Genomic DNA, 21637 nt, shown 5'->3' with positions numbered 1-21637 from the left:
ATGCCCACCACCGCCGAACGCCAGGCTCTGCGCAGCGCGCTGCTGGCGACACCCGCCACCCCCACCGGTACTGTCATCGAGCCCGGACGAGCGGTCTTCGTCGGGTCCGGCGACTCCCTCGCCTCCGCGCTGATCGCCACCGCGGCCGGGCACCGGGCCCTTTCGGCGGGCGACGTCACATGGAACGGCACGGTTCCCGCCGGCTGCGACACCCTGGTGGGCATCTCCCACTCCGGAACCTCCGGCGCCACCGTCCGGGCCCTGCGCATCGCCCGGGACGCGGGACTCAGAACCGTCGCCGTCACCTCGCAACCCGGCTCTCCGCTCGCCGACAGCGCCGACACCGTGCAGAAGGTGCCCACGCTGGCGGTCGAGGAGGTGGTGCCCTGCGCCGGGCATCTGATGCTCGCCCAGGGCGTCGCCGCCGTCTGCGGGACCGACACCTCCACCGTCAACGCCGATCTCGCCGCCGCCCTCGACCGGGTGTGCACGCTCGTCGACGCCGCGGCGGCAGAACTACCGGCCGCCATGCCCGCCGCCGTCTCCGTGCTGTCCCTGCCCGAACTGCGGGCCGGCGCCGACTTCTGGTCGCTGAAGATCATCGAGGCGTGCGGGCTGGCGGTTCGCAGCGTACCGCTGGAGGAGAGTGGCCACGTCGACTACTTCATCGGGCCCGAGGCCCACCTCACCGTGCAGCTTCTCGGCCCGCGCGGCCGGGCCCGCTTCGACCGTCTCGCCGGGGCACTGCGCACAACCGGCCAGACCGTGCGCCAGGTTGATGCCGCACATCTGGTGGACGCCTCCGGCCCACGGGCGGATCTTGTCCGCGACCTGGCCGTCGCGGTTGCCGGAACCTGGTTCGCCGACGAGGCGCGGAGGCGCTGGGGACGCCCGCCGTTCCGGGGCGGAGCGGTGAACATGGACGCCTCACACATCAAGATCGAAGTTTGAGGACGCCAATGGGTTATAATATCTTGACCAATTGAACCAATGTGGTCGGTGTGAGCAACGCGGCTCACGGATGGAGACGATTATGCCCGCGTCCCCCGTCGACGGTGCGGCGAAGGGCCGAGTGCTCAGGTCCGCCCGCCCTGTCGACCGCAGGTCTCCCATGCCCGCGTGGGCGCAGGTCCAGAGGGATCTGCGTCGCCAGATCGACCAGGAACTCCCCACGGGGTACCAACTGCCCACCGAGCGGGAGCTGTCCGAGCTGTACAGCGTCAGCCGCATCACCATCCGGCAGGCCCTGGGCGCACTGGTGACGGACGGCTACATCGAGCGCAGGCAGGGGGCGGGGACCTTCGTCGCGGACCGGCCCGAACCCGTGCAGCACGATCTCGGCCTCACCGTGCCGTGGCGGGATCGCTTCCAAAAGGCCGGACTGTCCACCGAGTCCGTCCTCCTCGGCGAGGAGCACGCCCGGCCCGAGCCGTACGAGCTGGCCCGGCTGATCGATGCCGACGAAGCGGCGTTGCCCAGGTTGCACCTCAAGCGTCTGCATCTCGTCAACGAGCGCGCGATCGGGCTGACCGACTCATGGATCCCGGACGATCTCGTCCCCGGCCTGCGCGGACGGAGCCTCGACCGTGGCTCCCTTTCGCGCACGCTCCGCGAGAGCTACGGGCTCGACCCGGCCGACGTCGACCACTACCTGGAGGTCGGAACGACCGACCCCGATGAGGCCCGGCTGCTCAACACACCCCTCGACGCCGCCCTGTTCGTGATCTGGTCGGTCTCCCGCCTCGCCGACGGTCGCCTGCTGGAGACCACCCGCACGGTGTGGCTGGGGAGCCGGGTGCGTTTCCATTACAAGGGGTGAGTGCTCAGCTCCGTTTCATTCCCGAACGGCGATGTTCCAGGGCGAGAAGGCGTTCTTCACTCCGGCCAGTGCGGTCCGCAGATCCGGGTGGTGGCGCAGCAGTACGGTCCCCATGGTGTTGTCGTCGATCCAGCGCAGTCCGGCCTTCGAGTAGACCTCGGGCGTGTAGTACTCGGTGAAGAACCGGTCGCTGTTGAGCCTGCGGGATGCCATGAGGATGAAGATGCGGAACGCGGTGTCGCTGAAGGCGAACCCCGCGGGGAGTTTCTCCGCGTACAGGCCGACGGTCAGGTCCACCTTCTCGATGTCGCCGTCGTAGACCCGCTTGATCTGGTCGGCCCAGTCCCGGTTGTCGGTGAGGTCCTCGAAGTTCTTGGCGGGCTTCAGGCGCAGCAGCCTGCGGAACTCGTTGTAGCGCGGGACGCCGAGTTCCCTGCTGCGCAGGATGTCGGTGGCCGCGAGGTCCTGCAGGCTACCGTCCGGCCGCTGGAACTCCTGCAGGAACTTCGGGAAGTTGTGCATGGTGACCAGCCCCGGGTGCAGCGTGCCGAAGCTGTAGAGCAGGTCACGCATGGGGATGGTGTCCATGAGCTTCAGAGCCTCGGAGCCGGCGAGCTCGCGGAAGGTGGCCTCCCGCAGTGTCTGGTCGTGGCCGGCTGCTCGTAGGTGCCAGTCGTCGCGGACCAGCGGGTGCATGCGGTAGACAGCGACGAACTCCTCGGTCATCGCGTACGGAACACCGTAGTGGTCGGTCTCGTCGCCGGGGATGCCGCTGATCACCTCGGAGCCGCTGATGCGTCCGAAGAGGTTGTGCACCCGCTCGCCCGCGAGTCCCCACCAGTTGGCACGCAGCGCGGTGACGGTGGTCGGATGACTGATGACCGCCGGGGTCCACTCCACCGTGTGGATCTTGGCGAGGAGAGCGGCGTTGACCAGCCGGGCCCGCTGGAAGAGCTCCTCGTCGTCCCAGCCGGGGTACTGCGCGTGCAGATGGTCGCAGATCGCGTTGTGTTCCTTGGTGAACAGCGTCTGCATCATCGCGAGCCCCAGCCAGAAGCCGGGCACCCGGGACGGGTCGCGGTCCGGGTCGGGCGGGAACGGCGTGCCGTCGTCGCCCCACAGGCGCAGCTTGCCGTTCTCCCCGGAGCGCAGGGCGCGCTGCTCCTCCTCACTCGACCCGTAGATCTGGGAGGCGTCCCACCAGTGCGAGGAGACATTGACGCGCGTGTCGGGCGTCCCGGCCGGGACGTGAGGTGCGCGGGTCGGGTCGTCGGGGGTGCGCATGATCTGCATGGGCCGCTCGGGCCAGGGGTCGTCGTCGAGGAGCGGTACGGTCCAGGGCCGGTCCGTGGGGCTCGTGCCGTGGCTGAACCAGTCACGCACCATGAACTGCAGCCAGGCCGCCACGAGGGAGTTCACGGTCTCGGCGGGGATGAACTCGTCCCGGGTGAGCAGTTCGCGGCTGACCACGCGCGGGTTGGGCGAGGAGAGCACGTCGGCGGGCGAGACCGGAGGGATCTTGTCCAGCGGGATGTTCCGGCCGAAGCGGGTGCCCGCCATGCCCATGCGCGGCTGGTCCAGGTCGTTGTAACTACCGTCCGCGGTCCGGTTGACCAGGTGCGTGGTGCCGTTGCGCGGGGTCGGCTCGGGGACGTCGGCCGCCGGGATCCGGTTGGTGTCGTGCAGGTTCTCCTGCCGCAGTTTCACGCGCAGCCCGAGCAGGGTGGTGAGGCCGAGCGGGACGGGCAGTTTGTCCCAGCCGATCCTGCGGTCCAGGTACTCTGCGACGCCATTGACGATGCGCCAGGGCAGTGTGCGGCGGTAGCCGAGGCTCTCGCCGCCGTCGGACGGTCGTTGGCCGGTCATCAGGTCCTCCTTGCGGATGCTTCGACAGTGCTGGCTTCGGCAGCCGACGTCGTTGGAGCGCCCCATCGAGCAGGTGCAGGACACAAGGCGTGGACATCGGCGGGATTTGGCTCGGGCCCCGGTCGAGTCTGTTGGCAGGGCGCGGGGGTGCGAGCAGACCGGCGGTCCCTTTGAAGATCCGGATGCCGGCCTGCCCAAGAACCGCCGCCGACCGCCTGCCGGCAACACTCTCTCCGGTCATGGTGTCCTCCATGAAACAGACCTGCGCGTCGGCGCGGCTCCCCCGAGCAGTGTTTCTGCCGGACGTCCTCCCGATCCCGGCCACCGTGAGAGCCACCCGCTCGGCCGCCGGAACAGTGACGCGACGCGCATGGGCTCGGTGCCTTCGTCTGCGAGGGCGCCCCTTCAGGGATGGTGGCGGTCTCCGAGAGCGATGGCGCTGACTGGAGCGACCAGAGCGGCTCTGCGAATGCCTCACACCCCCTCCGCACTACTCCAATCGGGTGACGCGCGACGTGCGACAGCCACACGTGCGGGCCACGGTGGAGTGACCAGGCAACCGCCCGTAGCACGTCCGCGGTCGGATTCTGCCCCGGGATCGGTGGACCTCCCAGGAGGACGCATGACGATCACCGCTCGCCGTCCGCGCTACTCGCTGCGCTTCAAGGCGTCACGGGACTGGCCCCTCGCCGCAGCCGCATTCTCGGCTCTCCTGAGCTTCGTCATGCTCTTCCCGCCCTGGCTCACGAGTGAGGGTGACAGCGTGAACGCCTTCGGCGAAGGGTCACAGTCGGCAGGTCCGGCACTGATCATCGTCACAGCACTCGCCACGATCGCCTTCCTGACCGCAGCCCTGGCAACGGTCAACAGGAAGTACGTAAGAGGAGCATTCGTACCGTCCTCGATCCTCCTGGCCATCTACGTGGTGAAGGTCGCTGACGTCTCCGATCTGGCAAACCTGTACAGCCAGCTGGCGGCCTCGCTCACCGGCGCGCACGTCAACACCGGCGTCGGGCTGTGGCTGGGTTTCGTCTTCGCTCTCCTGACCGAGCTGTTCGTGCTCTGCGCCCTCGCCTTCAAGTGGGGGACGGGAGACGCTCTGGTGTATCCCGACTTCGCTGTCCCGCGGAAACCCCGTGACCGCGCACCGACGGACGCCGGCACACCCGATCATCCGCCGCCTCCGGACAACCACTAGTTCGGCGCGCCTGCCCCGCCGCACCGAGCGCGTCGAAGTCGGCTCGGCGAAGGCGGAAGTGCACTCCGGCTCCGCTCACCGCCATTTCAGTGAATCTCGGGGCAGCCATCGGCACCGTGGACCGCAGAGAATCCATGATCAGCGAGTATGCGTTCATCGGCCCCTCAGACATCGGGCCTCACTCATTGTGGAGTTGTGATGAGGCGTTTCCGCCTGGCCGTCGTGGGGACGGCCGCGTTTGTGATGATCGTTGCCGCGAGTGGATGTTCCGATGACGGCGGAGGTTCTTCGAGCTCGACAACCAAGACGCCGTCGAAGACGACCCCGACCAGCACGCCGACCGGTGCACAGGCCATGGTGAAGACCGCCTCGGCCGGCAAGCTCGGCACCATTCTGGTCAGTGGAAAGGGCCGCACCCTGTACCTGTTCGAGGCGGACAAGTCGACGACTTCGACCTGCAACGGAGCGTGCGCCGCGGCCTGGCCGCCGCTGCTGACGTCCGGGGCACCGTCGACCGGCGGCTCGGCGCAGTCCAAGCTGCTGGGCACGTCGAAGCGGTCCGACGGCAAGACGCAGGTCACCTACCACGGGCACCCGCTCTACCTGTACGCGGGAGACTCCAAGGCGGGCGACACAAACGGCCAGGCTCTCAACCAGTTCGGCGCCGAGTGGTACGTACTCGACACCGGTGGCAACAAGGTCGACCTGGACTGACCGGTGACGACCGAATGAACAGGCGATCGACGTGATGTCGAAGACCGGTCACCGAGCCCACCGCCGGCTCTCGCCGGCGCGGGCCGCCGCCATCGCGCTCGGCGCCGCCCTGCCGGTGGCTACGGCGGTGGCGATCTGGGTGACCGGCCGGCACCACAGCCCCCAGTACACAACGAGCCTCTTCGGCGCCCAGGGCGCCGATGCGGTCACTCTCAAGGCCCGCCTGGGCTCTGCTCTGTTCGGCCTCGCGATCGTCCAACTTCTGCTGGCCCTGTGGATGTACGGGCGGCTCCCCGGCCTCACTGCCGCGCCCCGCCGCGTCCGCATCGCGCACCGCGTGGTGGGATGGGCGGCCTTCCTGCTGTCGGTGCCCATCGCCTTCCACTGCGTCCGCACCTATGGCGTGGAAACCACGAGCACCCGGGTCTTCATGCACTCGGTCGCCGGCTGCGTGTTGTACGGAGCCTTCGTCGCCAAGGTACTGGTGGTACGCAGCCGCCGACTGCCGGGCTGGATGCTCCCAGCCGCTGGAGGCCTCCTGTTCGGCGCCATCGGGGTGCTGTGGTACACGGCCGCGCTGTGGGCCCTCAACGGGTTCGACGCTCCCGGTCTGTAGCGACGGCCAGGGCGACGACGAGGACTCGCCGCTAAACCAGCCGCGACGGGCGCTGCCCTGTATCCGCCGGACTCGACCGATGAACAGTGGGCGTTGGTGGAGCCGTTGCTCCCACCGTGGGAGGGTTCGTTTCAGCGTCGGCGCCCCGCCAGGAGCAAGCCGCCGTTCCCGCAACCGGTACAGGGACGCTGAGCACCGCGCCGGAGGCCGAGGTCGGGTTCCTCACCCCGTGGCGGGCCGTGGTGACGAAGAGGCGGTCGTCCCCGGGGTGCAGGCAGACCGACGTGGGGTGCGGGGCGGGCACGGTCAGGGTGTGGAGCAGGTGGCCGTCGGAGTGGTACCGGCGGACCGCGCCCGCACCCCACATCGCGACCCACAGGCAGTCCTCGTCGTCGACGGTCATTCCGTCGGGGCTGCCTTCGCCGTCGCGCAGTTGGGCGAAGGTCTCCGGGCCGCCGGAGAGGTCACCCGAGGCGGGGTCGACCCGGCAGCGGAGGATGGTGCCGGCAGCGGTGTCGGCAAGGTACATGGTCGTGCCGTCGGCGGTGAACGCCGGCCCGTTGGCGATGGTCAGACCGTCGAGGACGCGTACCACTGTGCCGTCGGCGTCCGTACGGTAGAGCGAGCCCGCGCCGTGGGTGCCGTCGTAGGCCATGCTGCCGGCCCAGAAGCGGCCGGCGGGGTCCGCGACGCCGTCGTTCATCCGGCTGGGGTGCGGAGTGCGGTCCTCGGGGCGGTCCAGCCATTCGAGTGTGCCGTCGGCGGTGAGCAGTGCGATGCCGGTACCTGCGGCGGCGATCCACGCGCCCGGCCGGTCGCCCACCGGTGCGACTGCACCCAACGGCACGTCGAGTCGGGCCAGTTGGCGTGGGGCCGATCCGAACCCGTCGCGCAGTTCGAAGAGCCGTCCGCTGAGGATGTCGACGTACACGTACCGGCCGTCGGCCCAACGGCCGCCCTCGGCGAGTTCGTACTCTCCCTTGACGACAACCGTCGCCGGCACTCCCGTGGATGTCATGATCAGTCTCCTGGGCCAGGGTCAGGGTCAGCGGACAGTCGTGCCGTCCGGCTGGTCGAACAGGCCGAGTTCGTCTCGCGTGGGAAGGCCCTCCCAGTCGCCCCGGGTGGCGACGGCGAAGGCCGCGGTGGTGACGGCTCGGTGCAGACGGGCGGGGGTGTCCGCGCCGCCCAGGAGTCCGGACAGGTATCCGGCCACGAAGGCGTCACCGGCGCCGACCACGTCGACCGCGCCAACCTGCTGAGCGGCGCGGTCGGTCGACCCGTCGACAGTGAAGGTCGTCGCTCCGCGTGCGCCACGCTTGATGACCACTTCTCCGACACCTGCGGCCAGGACGCTGTGCACGGCCTCGGATTCTCGTGCGTCGGACCGCCGTTCCAGCACCAGCGGCAGCTCGTCCTCCGAGGCTATGAGCAGGTCGGTGAGAGCCAGCAGCGGCTGGAGGGCGGTGCGGGCTCGGTCGTGACTCCACAGTCGGGAGCGGTAGTTGACGTCGAGGCACACGGTGATACCGAAGTCGCGAGCGGTCGTGGCGGCGGCAAGGGCGGCCTCGGCCGCCGACGGACCGAGCGCAGGCGTGATGCCGGTCAGATGCAGGATGCGAGTCCCGGGGACCAGCGCGGGCAGTACGTCGGCCGGTGAGACGGCCGAACCCGCCGAACCCGCACGGTAGTAACTGACGCGGGTCAGCGTGCCCAGGCGGGGTTCGGTCAGCAGCAGTCCCGTGGGCCGGCCGGTGTCGTCGGTGATCGCATGGTCGGTGTCGATACTCTCGGCGCGGAGTGTGCGCAGCACCAGCGCGCCGAGTTCGTCCGCACCGACCCGGCCGACCCAGCGCACCCGGTGTCCGAGCCGGGCGAGACCGATCGCGACGTTGGACTCGGCTCCCGCCACGGACAGGCCCAGACCCCCGCCCAGCCGCAGCGCACCGTGGGCCCGGATCGCAGCCATCGTCTCGCCGAAGGTCACCACGTCGGGCGGGGCCTGGCGCTCCGGCGTCGTCACGGCGTCTCCCCTGCGATCACCCTGCGGAACACGGCCGCACGGGCTCGGAGTTGAGCCAGGTCGCCGCCGTCGGCCGCGTCCCCGACGAGTGGTGAGCCGACGCCGACGGCGAGGGCACCCCGGTCCAGGTAGTCGCGGGCGGCCTGCGCGTCCACTCCGCCGACGGGCACGAAGGGCACCTCGGGGAAGGGGTCGCGCAGGGCCCGCAGATAGCCGGGGCCGCCGAGGGAGCCGGGGAAGAGTTTGATCGCGTCGGCGCCCCGTGCGAGGGCGACTTCGATCTCGCTCGGCGTCAGGGCTCCCATCAGCACGGGTGTGCCGTAGGGCTCCAGCCCGTCGACCAGCGCCGGGGTGACGAGATACGACGCACCGGCGTCCACGGCGCGGGCGGCGTCCTCGGCCGAACGCACGGTTCCGGCGCCGAGCAGTGCCTCGGGGCCCAGTTCGGTGCGCGCCTGCCTGATCACCGTCAGGGCGTCGGCGGTGGTCAGGGAGACCTCGACGGCCGCGATGCCCTCTTCAGCAAGGGTGTGTACGGTGCGCAGGGCCGCGGCGGGGTCCTTGCCGCGTACGATCGCCAACAGGCGGTGGGCGCGTAGCGATTCCACCAGGTTCATGCGAGCGGGCTCTCCTTGGACGTGGGGTACGGGGGCTGCCTGACGGTCTGTCACCATTCGGTGAACGCCCCGTCGGCTCCCCGCCATATGGGGTTGCGCCAGCGGTGGCCGGTCTCCGCGGCTCGGCGTACCGCCTTCTCGTCGATCTCGACACCGAGTCCCGGGCGTGTGGCGGCGACGGCATGGCCGCCGTCGAAACGGAAGGGCTCGGGGTCCATCACGTACTCCAGCAGATCGCACTGCTGGTTGTAGTGGATGCCCATGCTCTGTTCCTGGATGAGGAAGTTCGGTACCGCGAAGGCGATCTGGAGGCTGGCCGCCAGGGCGATCGGGCCGAGCGGGCAGTGGGGGGCCATGGTGACGTCGTGCGCCTCGGCCATGGCGGCGATGCGGCGGACCTCGGAGATGCCGCCGGCGTGCGAGAGGTCCGGCTGGGCCACGGCGATGCCGCTGGTCAGCACCTCGCGGAAGTCCCATCGGGAGTAGAGGCGTTCGCCCGTCGCGAGGGGCACGTTCGTGGACTCCACCAGGCTGCGCAGGTGACCGGAGTGTTCCGGCAGGACGGGCTCCTCGACGAACAGCGGGTGCAGCGGTTCCAGCAGGGGCAGCAGGCGGCGGGCCATGGCGGTGGAGACCCGGCCGTGGAAGTCGACGGCGATGTCCCGCTCGTCGCCGATGACCTCGCGGACGGCCGCGACGCGCTCGACGACCTGGGCGGTACGTGCCGGGGTGTCGATCGCGGCGAGTTCGGCCGAGGCGTTCATCTTCACCGCGGTGAAGCCCGCCTTGACCTGTTCCCTGGCCAGCTCCGCCACGTCGCTCGGGCGGTCGCCGCCGATCCAGGCGTACATCCGCACGCGGTCTCGTACCGGGCCGCCGAGGAGGCGGTGCACCGGGACGCCGTAGGTCTTGCCGGCGATGTCCCACAGCGCCTGGTCGATGCCGGCGACGGCGCTGGAGAGAATCGGGCCGCCGCGGTAGAAGCCGCCCTTGGTGAGCACCTGCCAGTGGTCCTCGATGCGCAGCGGGTCCCGGCCGACGAGGTGGTCGGCCAGTTCGTGGACCGCGGCGCGTACCGTCTCGGCGCGGCCCTCGACCACCGGTTCGCCCCATCCGGTGATCCCCTCGTCGGTGGCGATACGCACGAACAGCCAGCGCGGCGCGACGAGGAAGGTCTCAAGTCCCGTTATTTTCAAGGAGTTTCCTTAGACTGCGGGTCGGTTGCGACGGCGTCGTCCTCCCCCGCCCGTAGGGCCGCCAGGTCGTCGGACGCCTGCGCCAGGAGTGACTCGACGGCGGCCACGGCGGCGTCCGGGTCGCCCGCCTCGACCGCGTCCAGCAGTTCCTGGTGCACGGGAATGGAGTCGGAGAAGTGCCGTGCGCCGTGCACGATCCGGTCGCGAACGCGCAGACCGGCCTCGATGACGACCTCCATGCGGCTGAGTAGTTCGTTGTGGGCGGCGTCCAGCAGGGCACGGTGGAAGGCCAGGTCCGCCTCGACCATGGCGTCCGCGTCGGTCCCCGCGGCCGCCATCGCGTCGAGCGCCTGCCGCAGGGCGTCCAGGTCGGATGCGGTGCGGCGGGCCGCGGCGAGCCGGGCGCCGGCGGGCTCGACTATCGCGCGGACCTCGGCGAGGTCTTCCAGGAAGCTCTCGGTCGGAGCGCTGCTGCCCTGCCAGCGCAGCAGGTCGCTGTCGAGCAGGTTCCAGTCGGCGCGGGGCCGGATGGTCGTGCCGCGTTTCTGCCGCGATTCGAGGAGGCCTTTGGACGCCAGCACACGCAGCGCCTCACGCACGACGGTCTTGCTGACGCCGAGCTCTGTTTCGAAGTTGGCCGGGTCCACGACGGAGCCGGGGGGGTAGTCGCCGCGGATGATGCGTCGGCCCAGCTCCTCCACGGCCTGGCCGTGCAGTCCCCTACCGGGATGGGTCACCACAGTCTCCGTTTCCGTATCGGTCCTGTCCGCGGACGCCGCGCACGGCTCACCGCACGGTCCGCGGCGCTCACGAGGACTCCTTCATGACGCTCCATCCTCCATCAACCACCAGGCTCGCTCCGGTCACATAGGAGGCGTCCGCCGATGCCAGGAAGGCGACGGCGGAGGCGACCTCCTCCGGCTGCCCGAACCGCTTCGCCGCCGTGGCGGCCACGCTGCGCGCCCGGTCGGACTCCGGGATCCCCTCCCACGCGGCGGTCAGGATGGGTCCGGGCAGCACCGTGTTGACCCTGATGTCCGGCCCGTACTCGACGGCCAACTGCCGCCCCAGCGAGCACAGCGCGCCCTTCGCGGCGGCGTAGGCGGCATGGCCCGGCAGGCCGATGACCGCGTGCACCGAGGAGGTGAGGACGACGGACCCCCTGGCCTCACGCAGCATGGTCGCGAAGGTCTTCATCCCTCGCCAGGCCGGCTTGAGGAGTACGGCCATCTGGCCGTCCCATTCGGCCTCGCTCAGTTCATGGGCAGGCTTGTTGAGCTGGGCGAAGGCGTTGCTGTGCAGCACGTCAAGCCGCCCGTGACGCTCGCCGACGTGGCTGGCCAGGTTCTCCCAGTCGGCGGCCGAGGTGACGTCGCAGCGTACGTACTCGGCGCGTCCTCCACTGTCCTCGATGCCTGCGGCGACCGCCTTGCCGCCCGCGTCGTCCACGTCCGTGACCACTACCGTCGCACCCTCGGCCGCGAGCCTTCGAGCCGTGGCCGCGCCGATTCCGTGCGCCGCGCCGGTGATCACCGTCACGAGCCCGGCCATCCTGCGACATTCCGCCATCGCGTATGTCTCCCCATCTGGTGCCTGCGCCTCTGACGCCTGCACCCATCATAGCTGTTTCAATTAATTATGAATATATCTTGACGGGGTGGCGATGCCGCTCCGAAACTGACCGGCAAGCAACAGGCACCTTCAGCACGAAGCGAGGAAGGACCTCCTCCCATGAGCCGCACCACACACCTCCGCAGAAGCCGGGGCGCACTCGCAGCGACCCTTGCCGCCGCCTCCCTGGTGATCTCCGCCTGCGGGGGGTCGACCGGTTCGCAGGAAGACAAGGGAATCCAGTCACCCGTCAAGCCCGGCCAGAAGGTCGACCTGCGCTTCTGGTCGTGGGTTCCCGGTGTCGACAAGGCCGTCGACAAGTGGAACGCCACTCACCCGGACATCCACGTCAAACTGGAGAAGATCCCGGCAGGCAGCAGCGGCGGCTACGCGAAGATGCGCGCCGCGCTCAAGAGCGGCAACGCGCCCGACCTGGCACAGGTGGAATACCAGGAGATCCCCTCGTTCCTGCTGGACAAAGGCCTGGTGGACCTGTCCCCGTACGGCGCGGACAAGGCCCGGCCGAAGTTCGTGGACTGGCAGTGGCAGCAGGGAGTCTTCGGCTCGGCTGTCTACGCGATCCCCCAGGCGTCCGGTCCGATGGGCCTGTTCTACCGCGCTGACCTGTTCAAGAAGTGGGGCGTCAAGCCGCCCGCCACGTGGGACGAGTTCGCAAAGGCCGCACAGAAGATCCGCAACGCCGACCCGAAGGCCTACATCAGCACCTTCCCTGCCGGCAACTCCGCCTGGTTCACCGCACTCGCATGGCAGGCCGGCGCCAAGTGGTTCGACGTGAACGGCGACACCTGGTCGGTGAACATCGACTCCCCGCAGACCCTCAAGGTCGCCGCCTTCTGGGACAAACTGCGCAGCAAGCGGCTGATCAAGACCGAACCCGACTTCGCCAACGGCTGGTACAAGGACCTGCAGACCGGTGGCATCACCTCGTGGGTCAGTGCCCAGTGGGGCGACGCCATCATCAGCGGAAACGCTCCTCAGACCGCCGGCAAATGGGCGGTCGCACCCATGCCGCAGTGGACAGAGGGCGCGAACGCGTCCGCGAACTGGGGAGGATCCTCCACGGCTGTCCTCAAGGGTGCCAAGCACATCCCCGAGGCCCTGAAGTTCGCCGAATGGCTCAACACCGACCCCGCGAGCGTCGACCTGCTGCTGCAGGGCGGATACGGCTGGCCCGCGGCGACCGACGGGTACAAGGGCACCTCGCTGGACAAGCCGTCGAAGTTTTTCGGAGGCCAGAAGTACAACGAGGTCTTCGCGCAGTCGGACAAGAGCATCGACAACTCGTGGAAGTGGATACCGACGATCGACGCCACCTACCAGCACCTCAACGACGGCTTCCAGGCCGCCGTGGCCGGCAAGGGCACCTTCGTCTCCGCGGTGCAGCAGGCACAGAAGCAGACCGTCGAGGACCTGAAGCGGAAGGGTTTGAAGGTTTCCACCGGCCAGTGACCACCTCCGGAGGGCGCGACACGGCCGCCGCCGTTCTCCCCTCCGGACTCCAGAAAGAACCCTGATGCCCACCCGAGCGCCCCGCCGCCGCAGAAATCTGGCGCCCTACGCCTTCGTCGCGCCGTTCCTGCTGCTGTTCCTACTGACCTTCGCCCTACCCATCGGCTACGCCGTCTACCAGAGCGTCATGGATGTCGAGCACACCGGAGCCCTGGGTCTCGGCGGCACCCGCACCGTCTTCGTAGCGCTGCGCAACTACTCCGACGCGTTGTCCGACGACGCCTTTCTGCGCAGCATCGGTCGCGTACTGCTGTTCGCGGTCGTCCAGGTGCCGGTGATGGTCGCGTTGTCCGCCGGGCTCGCGCTGCTGCTGGACACCGCCTCGGCCAGGGGCGTGCGGTTCTTCCGCGCCGCCTTCTTCCTGCCCTACGGCGTCCCGGGGGTCATCGCGTCCATCCTGTGGGGCTTCTTGTACGTTCCGGGAGTCAGCCCTCTCGTGGACGGCATGCGTCACCTGGGGATTTCGGTCGACCTGCTGGGCGGAAACACGGTCCTGTGGTCCATCGCGAACATCGTCACGTGGGAGTTCGCCGGCTACAACGTTCTGGTTCTCGTCGCCCAGTTGCGTACCATTCCCGCGGAGCTGTACGAGGCCGCCCGCATCGACGGCGCCGGTGCGTGGGTGACGGTCCGACACGTCAAGCTGCCGCTGCTGCGCCCGGCGCTGATCCTCACCACGGTCTTCACCATCATCGGCACGCTGCAGCTGTTCGCGGAACCGCTGGTGCTCAAGCCCGTCTCCTCGAGTATCGACAGTGCCTACACCCCCAACCTCAGCGCCTACAACGAGGCGTTCACCAACGACAACTACCACCTCGCCGCCGCCGAGGCAGTGCTGCTCGCCCTCGCCGCGTTCGTGCTCTCCTTCGGTTTCCTGCGGCTGATCAACAAGAGAGGGGGTGGGGACGCGTGAGTCTCCAGACACCGGCCCGCACCGTCCCGCCAGGGGGCGGGACGCCGGCCTCCGACGACGGTACGACGCCGCGCGGCGGTATCACCGGGGTCACCACGCGCAGTCGCATCCTGGTCACCGGCCTGCTCGTGGCGGCCGCCGGGTACTTCCTGCTCCCGGTGTACTGGCTGGTCGTGGCGTCCACCAAGTCCACCGGCGGCCTGTTCGGCAGCTTCGGCCTGTGGTTCTCCCGTCCCCAGTTCTGGAGCAACCTGCACCAGGTCGTCACCTACGACCATGCGATCTACCTGCGCTGGGCCGCCAACAGCCTGCTGTACGCGGGCGTCGGCGCAGCCGTTGCGACGCTTCTGGCCGCGATGTCCGGCTACGCGCTGGCCAAGTTCTCCTTCGCCGGCCGCGACACGATCTTCAACATCGTGCTGGGTGGCGTCCTGATCCCTGCCACGGCGCTGGCGCTGCCCATGTACCTGCTGTTCAGCAAGGCAGGCCTGGCCAACACCTACTGGGCCGTACTGCTGCCGAGCTTCGTCAGTCCCTTCGGCGTGTACCTGTGCCGGATCTACGCCGCGGCATCCATACCGGACGAACTGTTGGAGGCAGCCCGCATCGACGGCGCGGGAGAGATCCGCATCTTCACGGTCGTCGCTCTGCGCATCATGACCCCCGCGCTGGTGACGATCTTCCTTTTCCAGTTCGTCGGCATCTGGAACAACTACTTCCTGCCGCTGGTCATGCTGTCCGACTCCAAGATGTACCCCATCACCCTCGGCCTGACGTCGTGGCAGTCCTTCGCCGACCGCCAACCGCAGCTCTATCAGCTGACCGTTGGAGGGGCCTTTGTCTCCGTCGTTCCGCTGATGATCGCCATGGTCGCCCTGCAGCGCTTCTGGCGCAGCGGTTTGACCGAGGGCAGCGTGAAGGGCTGACGTCGCCGGACCGGACGGCCCTGCCCCTTGCCCAGTTCGTGCGCGGTGGCGGCCATCTGCTGGTGTCGTTCTTCTCCGGCATCGTCGACGCCTGCGACCGGGTGCACCTCGGCGGATATCCCGCACTGCTGCGCGAGGCACTGGGCCTGCGCGTCGAGGAGTCGGTCAGCCACGCCGACCTGTGGTCGGAGGCCGTCGTGCCCGAAGGCGCCCAGCCGGTGGCCGAGTCCGGCGCCGGCCCCGCCCTTCCCGGGCCTCCCGAACACGTCCAGGCGACCGTGCGCGAGGGCGACGGCGGACGGTTCGTCCTTCCGTTGAACCACGGTCAGGAAGAGGTGGAGATCAGGCTCCCCGAGCCGATGACCGACGCCCTGGCCCAGGGCGGGGCTCCCGCCGACCGCGTCACGCTGCCGGGAGCCGGAGTAGCCGTCCTGATCGAGGCGCAGAAAACCGAACGAGCCGCAGTGTATGCCCATGAGGTACATACCTGGATGGTTCATGCACCTAGCGGTGGTCTGTGCTCCGGTGGGATCACAGGTGGGCCTCTGTGTTCTTCGTCAAGCGATCCGCGGGGCTCTGGGTTCAGAGATGGTTCCGTACTGGCTGGTGGTGGACTTCTCCGAGAGCAGTGCGCGGCTCTTCGGCATTTTCGGGCTGTGGTTTCTCCGGGCCTCAGTGGCTGCACAACCTGACGCAGGTCAGGGCCAAGGGCTGAGAGCTCGATGGCAGGAGGGAGGGGGGCAGCCCCCTCCCTCCTGCCGCGCCATGACAGGTCACCGGCCCCTGGGATTCGCCGCCTTGCGGAACGCGTCGTAGACGAGCTTGGGCCGCTCCTCGGCGAAGGTGAGCAGGCCCATGACGGAAATGCCGTTGTAGGACTGGTTGTACCCGGCCCGCTCCTTGTAGTCCTTGAGCACCCAGTAGGTAAACCCGGCGACGAACGCGCTGCGCGCGGTCACCTGCGCCCAGTGGGCGGTGAAACTCTCCGCCTGCCACTCCTCCGTGCCCTGCGTGGTGTCGGGGCCGTGGGTGCCGGCCACGGCCCAGGTGCCGTTCTCGGTGATCAGGATCGGCTTGTCGGGATACTTCGCGTGCACCGCGTCCAGCGTCGGGCCGAGATCGGCGTCCTTGCCGTAGAAGTAGCCGAAGTACTCGTTGAATCCGATCACGTCGGCGAGATCGAAGGCAGGGTCGTTGCTGGTGTTGGAGGCCCAGGTCACCGGGCGGGCGGTGAGGTCGACCGCCTTCACGGCCGCCTTGAGGTCCCTGAGCCAGGCCCGGTAGACCGGAGCGCCGTCCGCGTCGATCTCCGACTCGTTCTGCAGGCCCCAGAGGATGACCGAGGGGCGGTTGTGCTGGTTCCACGCCATGGTCAGGGCAAGCGCGCGGGCGAGGCCGTAGCGCTCGGTCTGGAGCTTCTCCTGGGGGGTGTTGAGCCACATCGTGTCGATGTCGTCCATCACCAGCACGCCGTGCGCGTCCGCCCAGTCGTAGACATAGGGGTGGCGGTTGTAGACGCAGTTGCGGACGAAGTTGGCGCCCAGGGCTGTGACATGGCCCAGTTCCCGGTCGTACTCAGCCGGCGTCATCGCCCTGCCGCGCGCGGCCGTCTCCTCGTGCCAGTTGAGCCCCTTCAGGAAGAGCGGCTCGCCGTTCAGCCGCAACTGCGCGTCCGCGACAGTCAGTTCGCGCACGCCGTACACGGTGGACAGGGTGTCCACCCGAGGGCCCGCTGATCTGCCGGCGGTCAGCGTGGCACGGGCGGTGAGCGTCTGCGGCGAGGCCGGGCTCCATCGCGGGGCGCCCGGTATGCGGATCACGACGCGTACGACGCCGGCCGATCGGGCCTCGATCCTTGCCGCGACCCCGGTGGGCCGGCCGCCGCTCCCCCGGCCGGGGTCCAGGGTGAGCCGGCCGTCGAAGTCGGCGTCACCGTGGTTCTCGACGACCGCGCGTGCCTCAAGCCGCCCGTCCGCGGCGGTCACGAGCAGTTTGGCGGCGGTGACCTGCGGGACCGCCTCGATCCAGGCCGACCGGGTCAGCCCCGCGTAGGGCCAGTAGTCGACGGGCTTGTACGGCAACTCGTGGTCGTCGGTGACCGGCTGCGGGGCCGACGCCGTGTAGTCGGTGTAGCTCGCCCGGCGGAAGACCCGCACGGCGATCGTCTGTCGCGCTCCCGGCCGCAGCGCCCCCGCCACCGGAAGCGCGAACGGCGAGTTGGCGCCTTCGTGCTTGCCGACGTGCGTGCCGTCGACCCAGACCTCGGCGCTGTACCCGGCGGCCAGGAAGGCGATGCGTACATGCCGGGCGCGCCAGGAGGCGGGTACGTCGACCGTGGTGCGGTACCAGGCGTACCCGTCGGTGAACGCCGTGCCCCTGCCGAAGGGAGCGGACTCCGAGCCGAATCCGGGAGTGTCCAGCAGGTCCCAGGCCGACGGCACATCAATGCGGCCCCACGCGCTGTCGTCGTGGTGCGGGGACTGCCAGCCCTCGTCGAGCCCTTGGTCGGCGGGGTCGAAGTGGAAGCGCCACCGCTTGTCCAGGGACAGGTAGTCGCGAGTGGGCTCATGGGTGCGCCAGCCGTCGAAGGCGGGGAGCACCGCGCCGTACTGGAAGACGACGTTGGTGCCGCCCACATCGCGCACATGGGTGCCGGAGGGCTCGGTGGCCGGGTGGGTGTCGAGCACCGGGCCGTTCGCTGCGGCGACGGCCGTGCCGTCCGCCGCTCGTGCCGTTTCGGGCCAGGCCGGCAGGGCGACGAAGGCGGCCGCGCCGAGTGCCGTGACGACGGTACGTCGGGATGGATGGATGGTTCCGGTCATGTCAGGCGGCTCCTCACGGCCCGTGCGGGTTCATTCGCCCCACAGCCTGGACAACCCCGTCACCCGCGTCAAGGATTATTCATAAATAATGAATTGAGTTAGCATGTGGTGCCGCCGAGCCGCCGACGGCCCTTACGCACACGAACGACGGGTGACCTCATGACCGCACAGCAGCAGGCCGGCACGCGCGAGAACGCGGACCGCCTGGCCATCACCCTGTGGGACTTCAGCTGGTACACACAGGCAGGACCCGGCGAGCCGTTCGCCGACCTCGACCGCGCCTTCGCCGAGACGGTGGAACGGGGCTTCAACACCGTGCGCGTCTGCGCCATGCCCTTTCTGCTGTTCTCCGGGCGTGTCCAGGAGCCGGAGTCCGTCCAGGTCCGCGGCCTGGGCGAGCAGTTCGGACAGCGCACCCGCTGGTACAACGTGCGCGGCGGCTACCCGCTGGACGGCCGACGACGGCTCGTCGGGCTGTTCGAGGCGGCCGCGCGCCACGACTGCAAGGTGATCGTGTCCTCCTGGGAGTACCAGCAGTCCCCCAGCTTCGCCGACACCGACGCCTGGCACCGCGCCCTGGCCGAGGTGCCCGGCCCGGACCGCGCCGAGGTGGTGGCCGAAGCCCTCGCCGAACTGCTGGACTTCCTCCACGAGCGTGGGCTCTCCGACCACGTCGCCTATGTCGAAGTGCACAACGAGGTCGACAACTGCTCCTTGGTACCGAGTGACGGCGCCACCCACTACGCCCGGCTGCGCGGGCCCCTCGAACGCGCCGTGAAGCTGCTGCGGAGCCGCCACCCCGGCGTCCCCGTGACCTACTCGCTGGGCGAGCCGTGGCCCAGCGAGCTCGACGACCTGCCGGACGGGGCGCAGATCGCCCACTTCCACTTCTACGTCTATGGCGTACTCGGCGCGCTGTACGAGGCTGTCGGACTCGCACACGGCACGGAATCCGCGCCCCGCACGGCCACCTGGCCCACCCCCGAACTGGCCGGGATGCTGCGCCCGGACGCGCCCGCTTTCGCCGACTACCAGCCGGACGAGCCGTGGCGACTGGCGGCCACCGGCATTCCGCGCGAACTGTTCTACGCGCACGACTGGGTGGACCCCGACCGTTGGGACCTGTGGCTCTACGAGAACTATGCGGCACACCGGGACGCCATGCGGGAGACACTGGCCCAGTGGGTCGACTCCGTCGCCGACTTCGCCCGCCGCCGCCGGATTCCCACCGTCCTCGGTGAGGGCGTGGTGGGGTACACCCCTCTCCTGACACGCTTCGAGGAGGACACCGTCGGCAGGGACATCGCGGAGTTCGTCGTCGACCGCTGCCTCGCGGCGGGCTTCCACGGCATCGTCCTGACCTCCAACGCCGCCCCGCACCACCCCATGTGGCACACCGACCAGGACTGGATGCGCCGGGTCAACGCCCGCATCACGGCGAGCTGAGGCGGCCTGCGGCGGCTCGGGGCCTCGTGCCGTGGGTAAGGTGCGGCTTCAGCGGCCTGGGGGTCGCGGCTCCTGGCGATGACGTGCAAGCCGGGCCGTTCGGCCGATGGGTGTGAGCCGGGCAGGGCCTGAGGTAGGGGCAGTTGCCGTCCCCCTTCCAGAGGTACGGGCGCCGTCCAGGAATCTGGGCCGTAGGCCGCGCATCGGAGGGCCACGGGCCCTGGTCACCGCGGCGTCATTGGCAGCAGCAAGCGGCGGGGCGTTGTCAGTGGCAGGTGGCAGCATCGGGTGCATGACGGACACCACGACATTCGGCTGGCGGTCTTTCCTGCTCAGGTGGAGCGGGGAGTGGGCAGATTCCCTGCCGGACGACGAGACGCGGGGCGAGGACGACGAGACCGCCCGCCGGACGCGGTGGCTGGGGTTACCGCCCGCGTCGGAGGAGCGGATCGCAGCCATGGAGGAGCGCCTCGGCCGGCGCATGCCACCGTCGTACCGGGAGTTCCTCAAGGTCAGCGACGGATGGCGGCACGCGGGCGGGTTCGTGTGGCTGCTGGCGGGGACCCAGGACGCGCACTGGCACAACAACGAGTCGGGACTCGCCGACATGTTCGAGGAGTACCTGGACGAGGACGCCGGGCCCGAGGAACGGCGGGAGGCGGACATCTGGCGGAGCGGACTGCAGCTCGACGTGAAGTCCGACATCACCCACGTCCTCATGGATCCCGAGGACGTGGACGAGGACGGCGAGTGGGCCGTGTACACGTGGGCGAGCTGGCGGGCCGAGCCACCCGAGCGGCACGCCAACTTCCTTGAGTTCATGCGGGAGATGTACCGGGAGTTCCACAGTCTCCGGGCGCACCGGAGCGACGGGGAGCCCGTGTTCGCCAACGACACGACGCGAAAGCTGGACGCCCAGGTGGAGGACGCCCGGCTCGAGGCACTGCGCGGCGGCTGGGAGCAGGCCGGGAAGGCGCTGGACGAGGCCAACGAGTACGGCAGACCGCGGGCCGCCGGGCTGGGCGACCAGATACGCCACCTGCTCGGACAGACCTCGACGGTGTACTTCGACGGCCTGGTGACGGACCCGCGGTACGCGCCCGATCTGCTGTTGCCGCTGGTCGCCGAGCACGCGGAGCACTCGTACCGGGACGACTCCTCGCTGATGTTCCATCTGCGGGGTGCCGACGACGACCTGGTGGTGCTGGCCTACGCGACGCTGGATCAGGTGAGGAACGGCACCTACCGGTACACGGCCGCCGGACCGTTCGGAGAGGCGGTCGAGCAGGCGCGGGAACTGGCTCGGTGGGGAGACACCGACGGGGCGTGGCGAACACTGATAGGCGCTGTGCCGCTGTGGGAGCCGCTGGGACCGGACCACCTCGCTCCGCTGGGATGGGTGGCCGACCCCGTGCTCGGTCCGCTGCTGACCCCGGAGCGGGGCCGCGAGCTGCTGTCCACGCCAAGAGGCGGGCACGCGGCTGAGGCACCGAGGCCGGCGGCCGGGCTCGACCCGGACGACCTGGCCTGGCTCGCGGAGCCGGACCCGGGCAACAACCGCACGTCCTACCGGTTCGTCCTGGTGGAAGGCGTGGAGCCTGAGGAGCTGCCGGTACGTCTCGTGGATGGGGAAGGCGCCGGTCTGAACGAACCCATGACCTTCTGGGAGGCGTGCGACAGGTCGCTGCACAACCGGAGGGAGTTCTCGTCCTACGACGACAGGGCTCTCATGGCTGTCGGCCGGGCCGGCACCGGCTGGAGCTTCGCCTTCGACGGCGATCCCGCCTCGTTCGACCAACGGCGGTTCGTCTCCCCAGCCGCGAGCGCCAGCGCGGGCACCCGCGCGGTGGTGGTGTGGAGCGGCCTGAGAACGTGGCACGGGGAGCCGTTCTTCCACCTTTCGGTGGCGCGAGACGGCGCCGAGCAGTACGCCTTCACGTACGCGGACGGAGAGATCCGGCGAAGCGGGGAGATACCGCGGGCGCTGGACCCGAGCCGGTTCTTCGGTGACCTGGCGGACGGCGCCGAGACGGAACGGTCACTGCTGGAAGCGGTGGCCGTGGAGTTCGGTGCCCATCTGCCCCGTCACGCAATCGTCAACGGGCGGCTGCACACGTTCACCACCCGCTCCTGGACGCGGCCGCCCAGAAACGGAGAGACGTACGCGGTGATCCGCATACAGTGAAACACGAAACCACGAAGCCCCGGCACGCCAGAGGACGAACTCCCGGGGCTTCGTCCTGTCGGCGAGGTCAGGCCCTGTCGTGGTCCTCAAGAAGGCGGTAGGAACTGCGGATTCCGCCGTGGGCTTCATCGGCTTTCTCCGTGCGTCCGAGTGCA

Annotated in this window: 18 protein-coding genes and 1 pseudogene; 11 read left to right on the top strand and 8 right to left on the bottom strand. The window is 69.4% G+C overall.

Annotated elements, in window-relative coordinates; translation table 11 throughout:
* Nucleotides 1-951 carry an SIS domain-containing protein gene (locus tag AB0959_RS19740; protein WP_366827699.1) on the top strand — a complete coding sequence of 317 codons (951 nt, stop codon included), beginning with the start codon at nt 1-3 and terminating at the stop codon, nt 949-951.
* An 82-nt stretch (nt 952-1033) separates the two neighbouring features.
* Entirely contained in the window at nt 1034-1819 is a 786-nt protein-coding gene (locus tag AB0959_RS19735) for a GntR family transcriptional regulator (RefSeq protein WP_366827698.1), read from the top strand.
* Nucleotides 1820-1834: 15 nt separating this feature from the next.
* Here AB0959_RS19735 and AB0959_RS19730 read toward each other — a convergent pair whose 3' ends face one another.
* A complete protein-coding gene (locus AB0959_RS19730) occupies nt 1835-3685 on the bottom strand; it encodes a peroxidase family protein (protein WP_366827697.1) in 1851 nt (616 codons plus the stop codon).
* 622 nt (nt 3686-4307) lie between these two features.
* Between AB0959_RS19730 and AB0959_RS19725 the strand changes: the two genes are divergently transcribed.
* The 3 genes from AB0959_RS19725 to AB0959_RS19715 all read left to right on the top strand — a co-directional run bounded on the left by AB0959_RS19725 (nt 4308) and on the right by AB0959_RS19715 (nt 6213).
* Complete coding sequence (locus tag AB0959_RS19725; protein WP_366827696.1) at nt 4308-4883, top strand: hypothetical protein; 576 nt, start codon at nt 4308-4310, stop codon at nt 4881-4883.
* A gap of 354 nt (nt 4884-5237) precedes the next feature.
* Nucleotides 5238-5597: a hypothetical protein gene (locus AB0959_RS19720; RefSeq protein WP_366827695.1), complete on the top strand. Its 360-nt coding sequence runs from the start codon at nt 5238-5240 to the stop codon at nt 5595-5597.
* 34 nt (nt 5598-5631) lie between these two features.
* Nucleotides 5632-6213 carry a DUF6529 family protein gene (locus AB0959_RS19715; RefSeq protein WP_366827694.1) on the top strand — a complete coding sequence of 194 codons (582 nt, stop codon included), beginning with the start codon at nt 5632-5634 and terminating at the stop codon, nt 6211-6213.
* A 31-nt stretch (nt 6214-6244) separates the two neighbouring features.
* On the opposite strand, the gene AB0959_RS19710 is transcribed toward AB0959_RS19715, so the two are convergent.
* From AB0959_RS19710 to AB0959_RS19685, 6 genes are all read right to left on the bottom strand, one after another.
* On the bottom strand, nt 6245-7231 hold the full coding sequence (locus tag AB0959_RS19710; RefSeq protein WP_366827693.1) for an SMP-30/gluconolactonase/LRE family protein: 987 nt from the start codon (nt 7229-7231) through the stop codon (nt 6245-6247).
* A 27-nt stretch (nt 7232-7258) separates the two neighbouring features.
* The gene (locus tag AB0959_RS19705; protein ID WP_366827692.1) at nt 7259-8236 is read right to left on the bottom strand and encodes a sugar kinase; all 978 of its coding nucleotides are present in this window, start codon (nt 8234-8236) and stop codon (nt 7259-7261) included.
* A complete protein-coding gene (locus tag AB0959_RS19700; RefSeq protein WP_366827690.1) occupies nt 8233-8853 on the bottom strand; it encodes a bifunctional 4-hydroxy-2-oxoglutarate aldolase/2-dehydro-3-deoxy-phosphogluconate aldolase in 621 nt (206 codons plus the stop codon). The genes AB0959_RS19705 and AB0959_RS19700 overlap by 4 nt, the downstream gene beginning before the upstream one ends.
* A 50-nt stretch (nt 8854-8903) precedes the next feature.
* A complete protein-coding gene (gene dgoD / locus AB0959_RS19695) occupies nt 8904-10049 on the bottom strand; it encodes a galactonate dehydratase (RefSeq protein ID WP_366827689.1) in 1146 nt (381 codons plus the stop codon).
* Nucleotides 10046-10789, bottom strand: a complete 744-nt coding sequence (locus AB0959_RS19690; RefSeq protein ID WP_366827688.1) for a FadR/GntR family transcriptional regulator — start codon at nt 10787-10789, stop codon at nt 10046-10048. Before AB0959_RS19690 ends, dgoD begins: the two co-directional genes overlap by 4 nt.
* 67 nt (nt 10790-10856) lie before the next feature.
* Nucleotides 10857-11600, bottom strand: a complete 744-nt coding sequence (locus AB0959_RS19685) for an SDR family oxidoreductase (RefSeq protein WP_366827687.1) — start codon at nt 11598-11600, stop codon at nt 10857-10859.
* A gap of 180 nt (nt 11601-11780) precedes the next feature.
* On the opposite strand from AB0959_RS19685, the gene AB0959_RS19680 reads away from it, so the two are divergent.
* From AB0959_RS19680 to AB0959_RS19665, 4 genes and pseudogenes are all read left to right on the top strand, one after another.
* Nucleotides 11781-13130 carry an extracellular solute-binding protein gene (locus tag AB0959_RS19680; RefSeq protein WP_366827686.1) on the top strand — a complete coding sequence of 450 codons (1350 nt, stop codon included), beginning with the start codon at nt 11781-11783 and terminating at the stop codon, nt 13128-13130.
* A 64-nt stretch (nt 13131-13194) separates the two neighbouring features.
* Nucleotides 13195-14103, top strand: a complete 909-nt coding sequence (locus AB0959_RS19675; protein WP_366827685.1) for a sugar ABC transporter permease — start codon at nt 13195-13197, stop codon at nt 14101-14103.
* Entirely contained in the window at nt 14100-15029 is a 930-nt protein-coding gene (locus AB0959_RS19670; protein ID WP_366827684.1) for a carbohydrate ABC transporter permease, read from the top strand. Before AB0959_RS19675 ends, AB0959_RS19670 begins: the two co-directional genes overlap by 4 nt.
* 26 nt (nt 15030-15055) lie before the next feature.
* A pseudogene (locus tag AB0959_RS19665) lies at nt 15056-15403 on the top strand (beta-galactosidase trimerization domain-containing protein); the annotation flags it as partial.
* Between the two features lie 399 nt (nt 15404-15802).
* On the opposite strand, the gene AB0959_RS19660 reads toward AB0959_RS19665, so the two are convergent.
* Entirely contained in the window at nt 15803-17851 is a 2049-nt protein-coding gene (locus AB0959_RS19660) for a glycoside hydrolase family 2 TIM barrel-domain containing protein (RefSeq protein ID WP_366827683.1), read from the bottom strand.
* Between the two features lie 159 nt (nt 17852-18010).
* Here AB0959_RS19660 and AB0959_RS19655 point away from each other — a divergent pair, with 159 nt between their 5' ends.
* The gene (locus tag AB0959_RS19655) at nt 18011-19297 is read left to right on the top strand and encodes a cellulase-like family protein (protein ID WP_366827682.1); all 1287 of its coding nucleotides are present in this window, start codon (nt 18011-18013) and stop codon (nt 19295-19297) included.
* 292 nt (nt 19298-19589) lie between these two features.
* On the top strand, nt 19590-21482 hold the full coding sequence (locus AB0959_RS19650; RefSeq protein ID WP_366827681.1) for an SMI1/KNR4 family protein: 1893 nt from the start codon (nt 19590-19592) through the stop codon (nt 21480-21482).
* Nucleotides 21483-21637: the final 155 nt, after the last annotated feature.

The sequence above is a fragment of the Streptomyces sp. NPDC046862 genome, from assembly GCF_040704615.1.
Taxonomy (GTDB): domain Bacteria; phylum Actinomycetota; class Actinomycetes; order Streptomycetales; family Streptomycetaceae; genus Streptomyces.
This window is presented reverse-complemented; position numbering and strand designations above follow the sequence as displayed.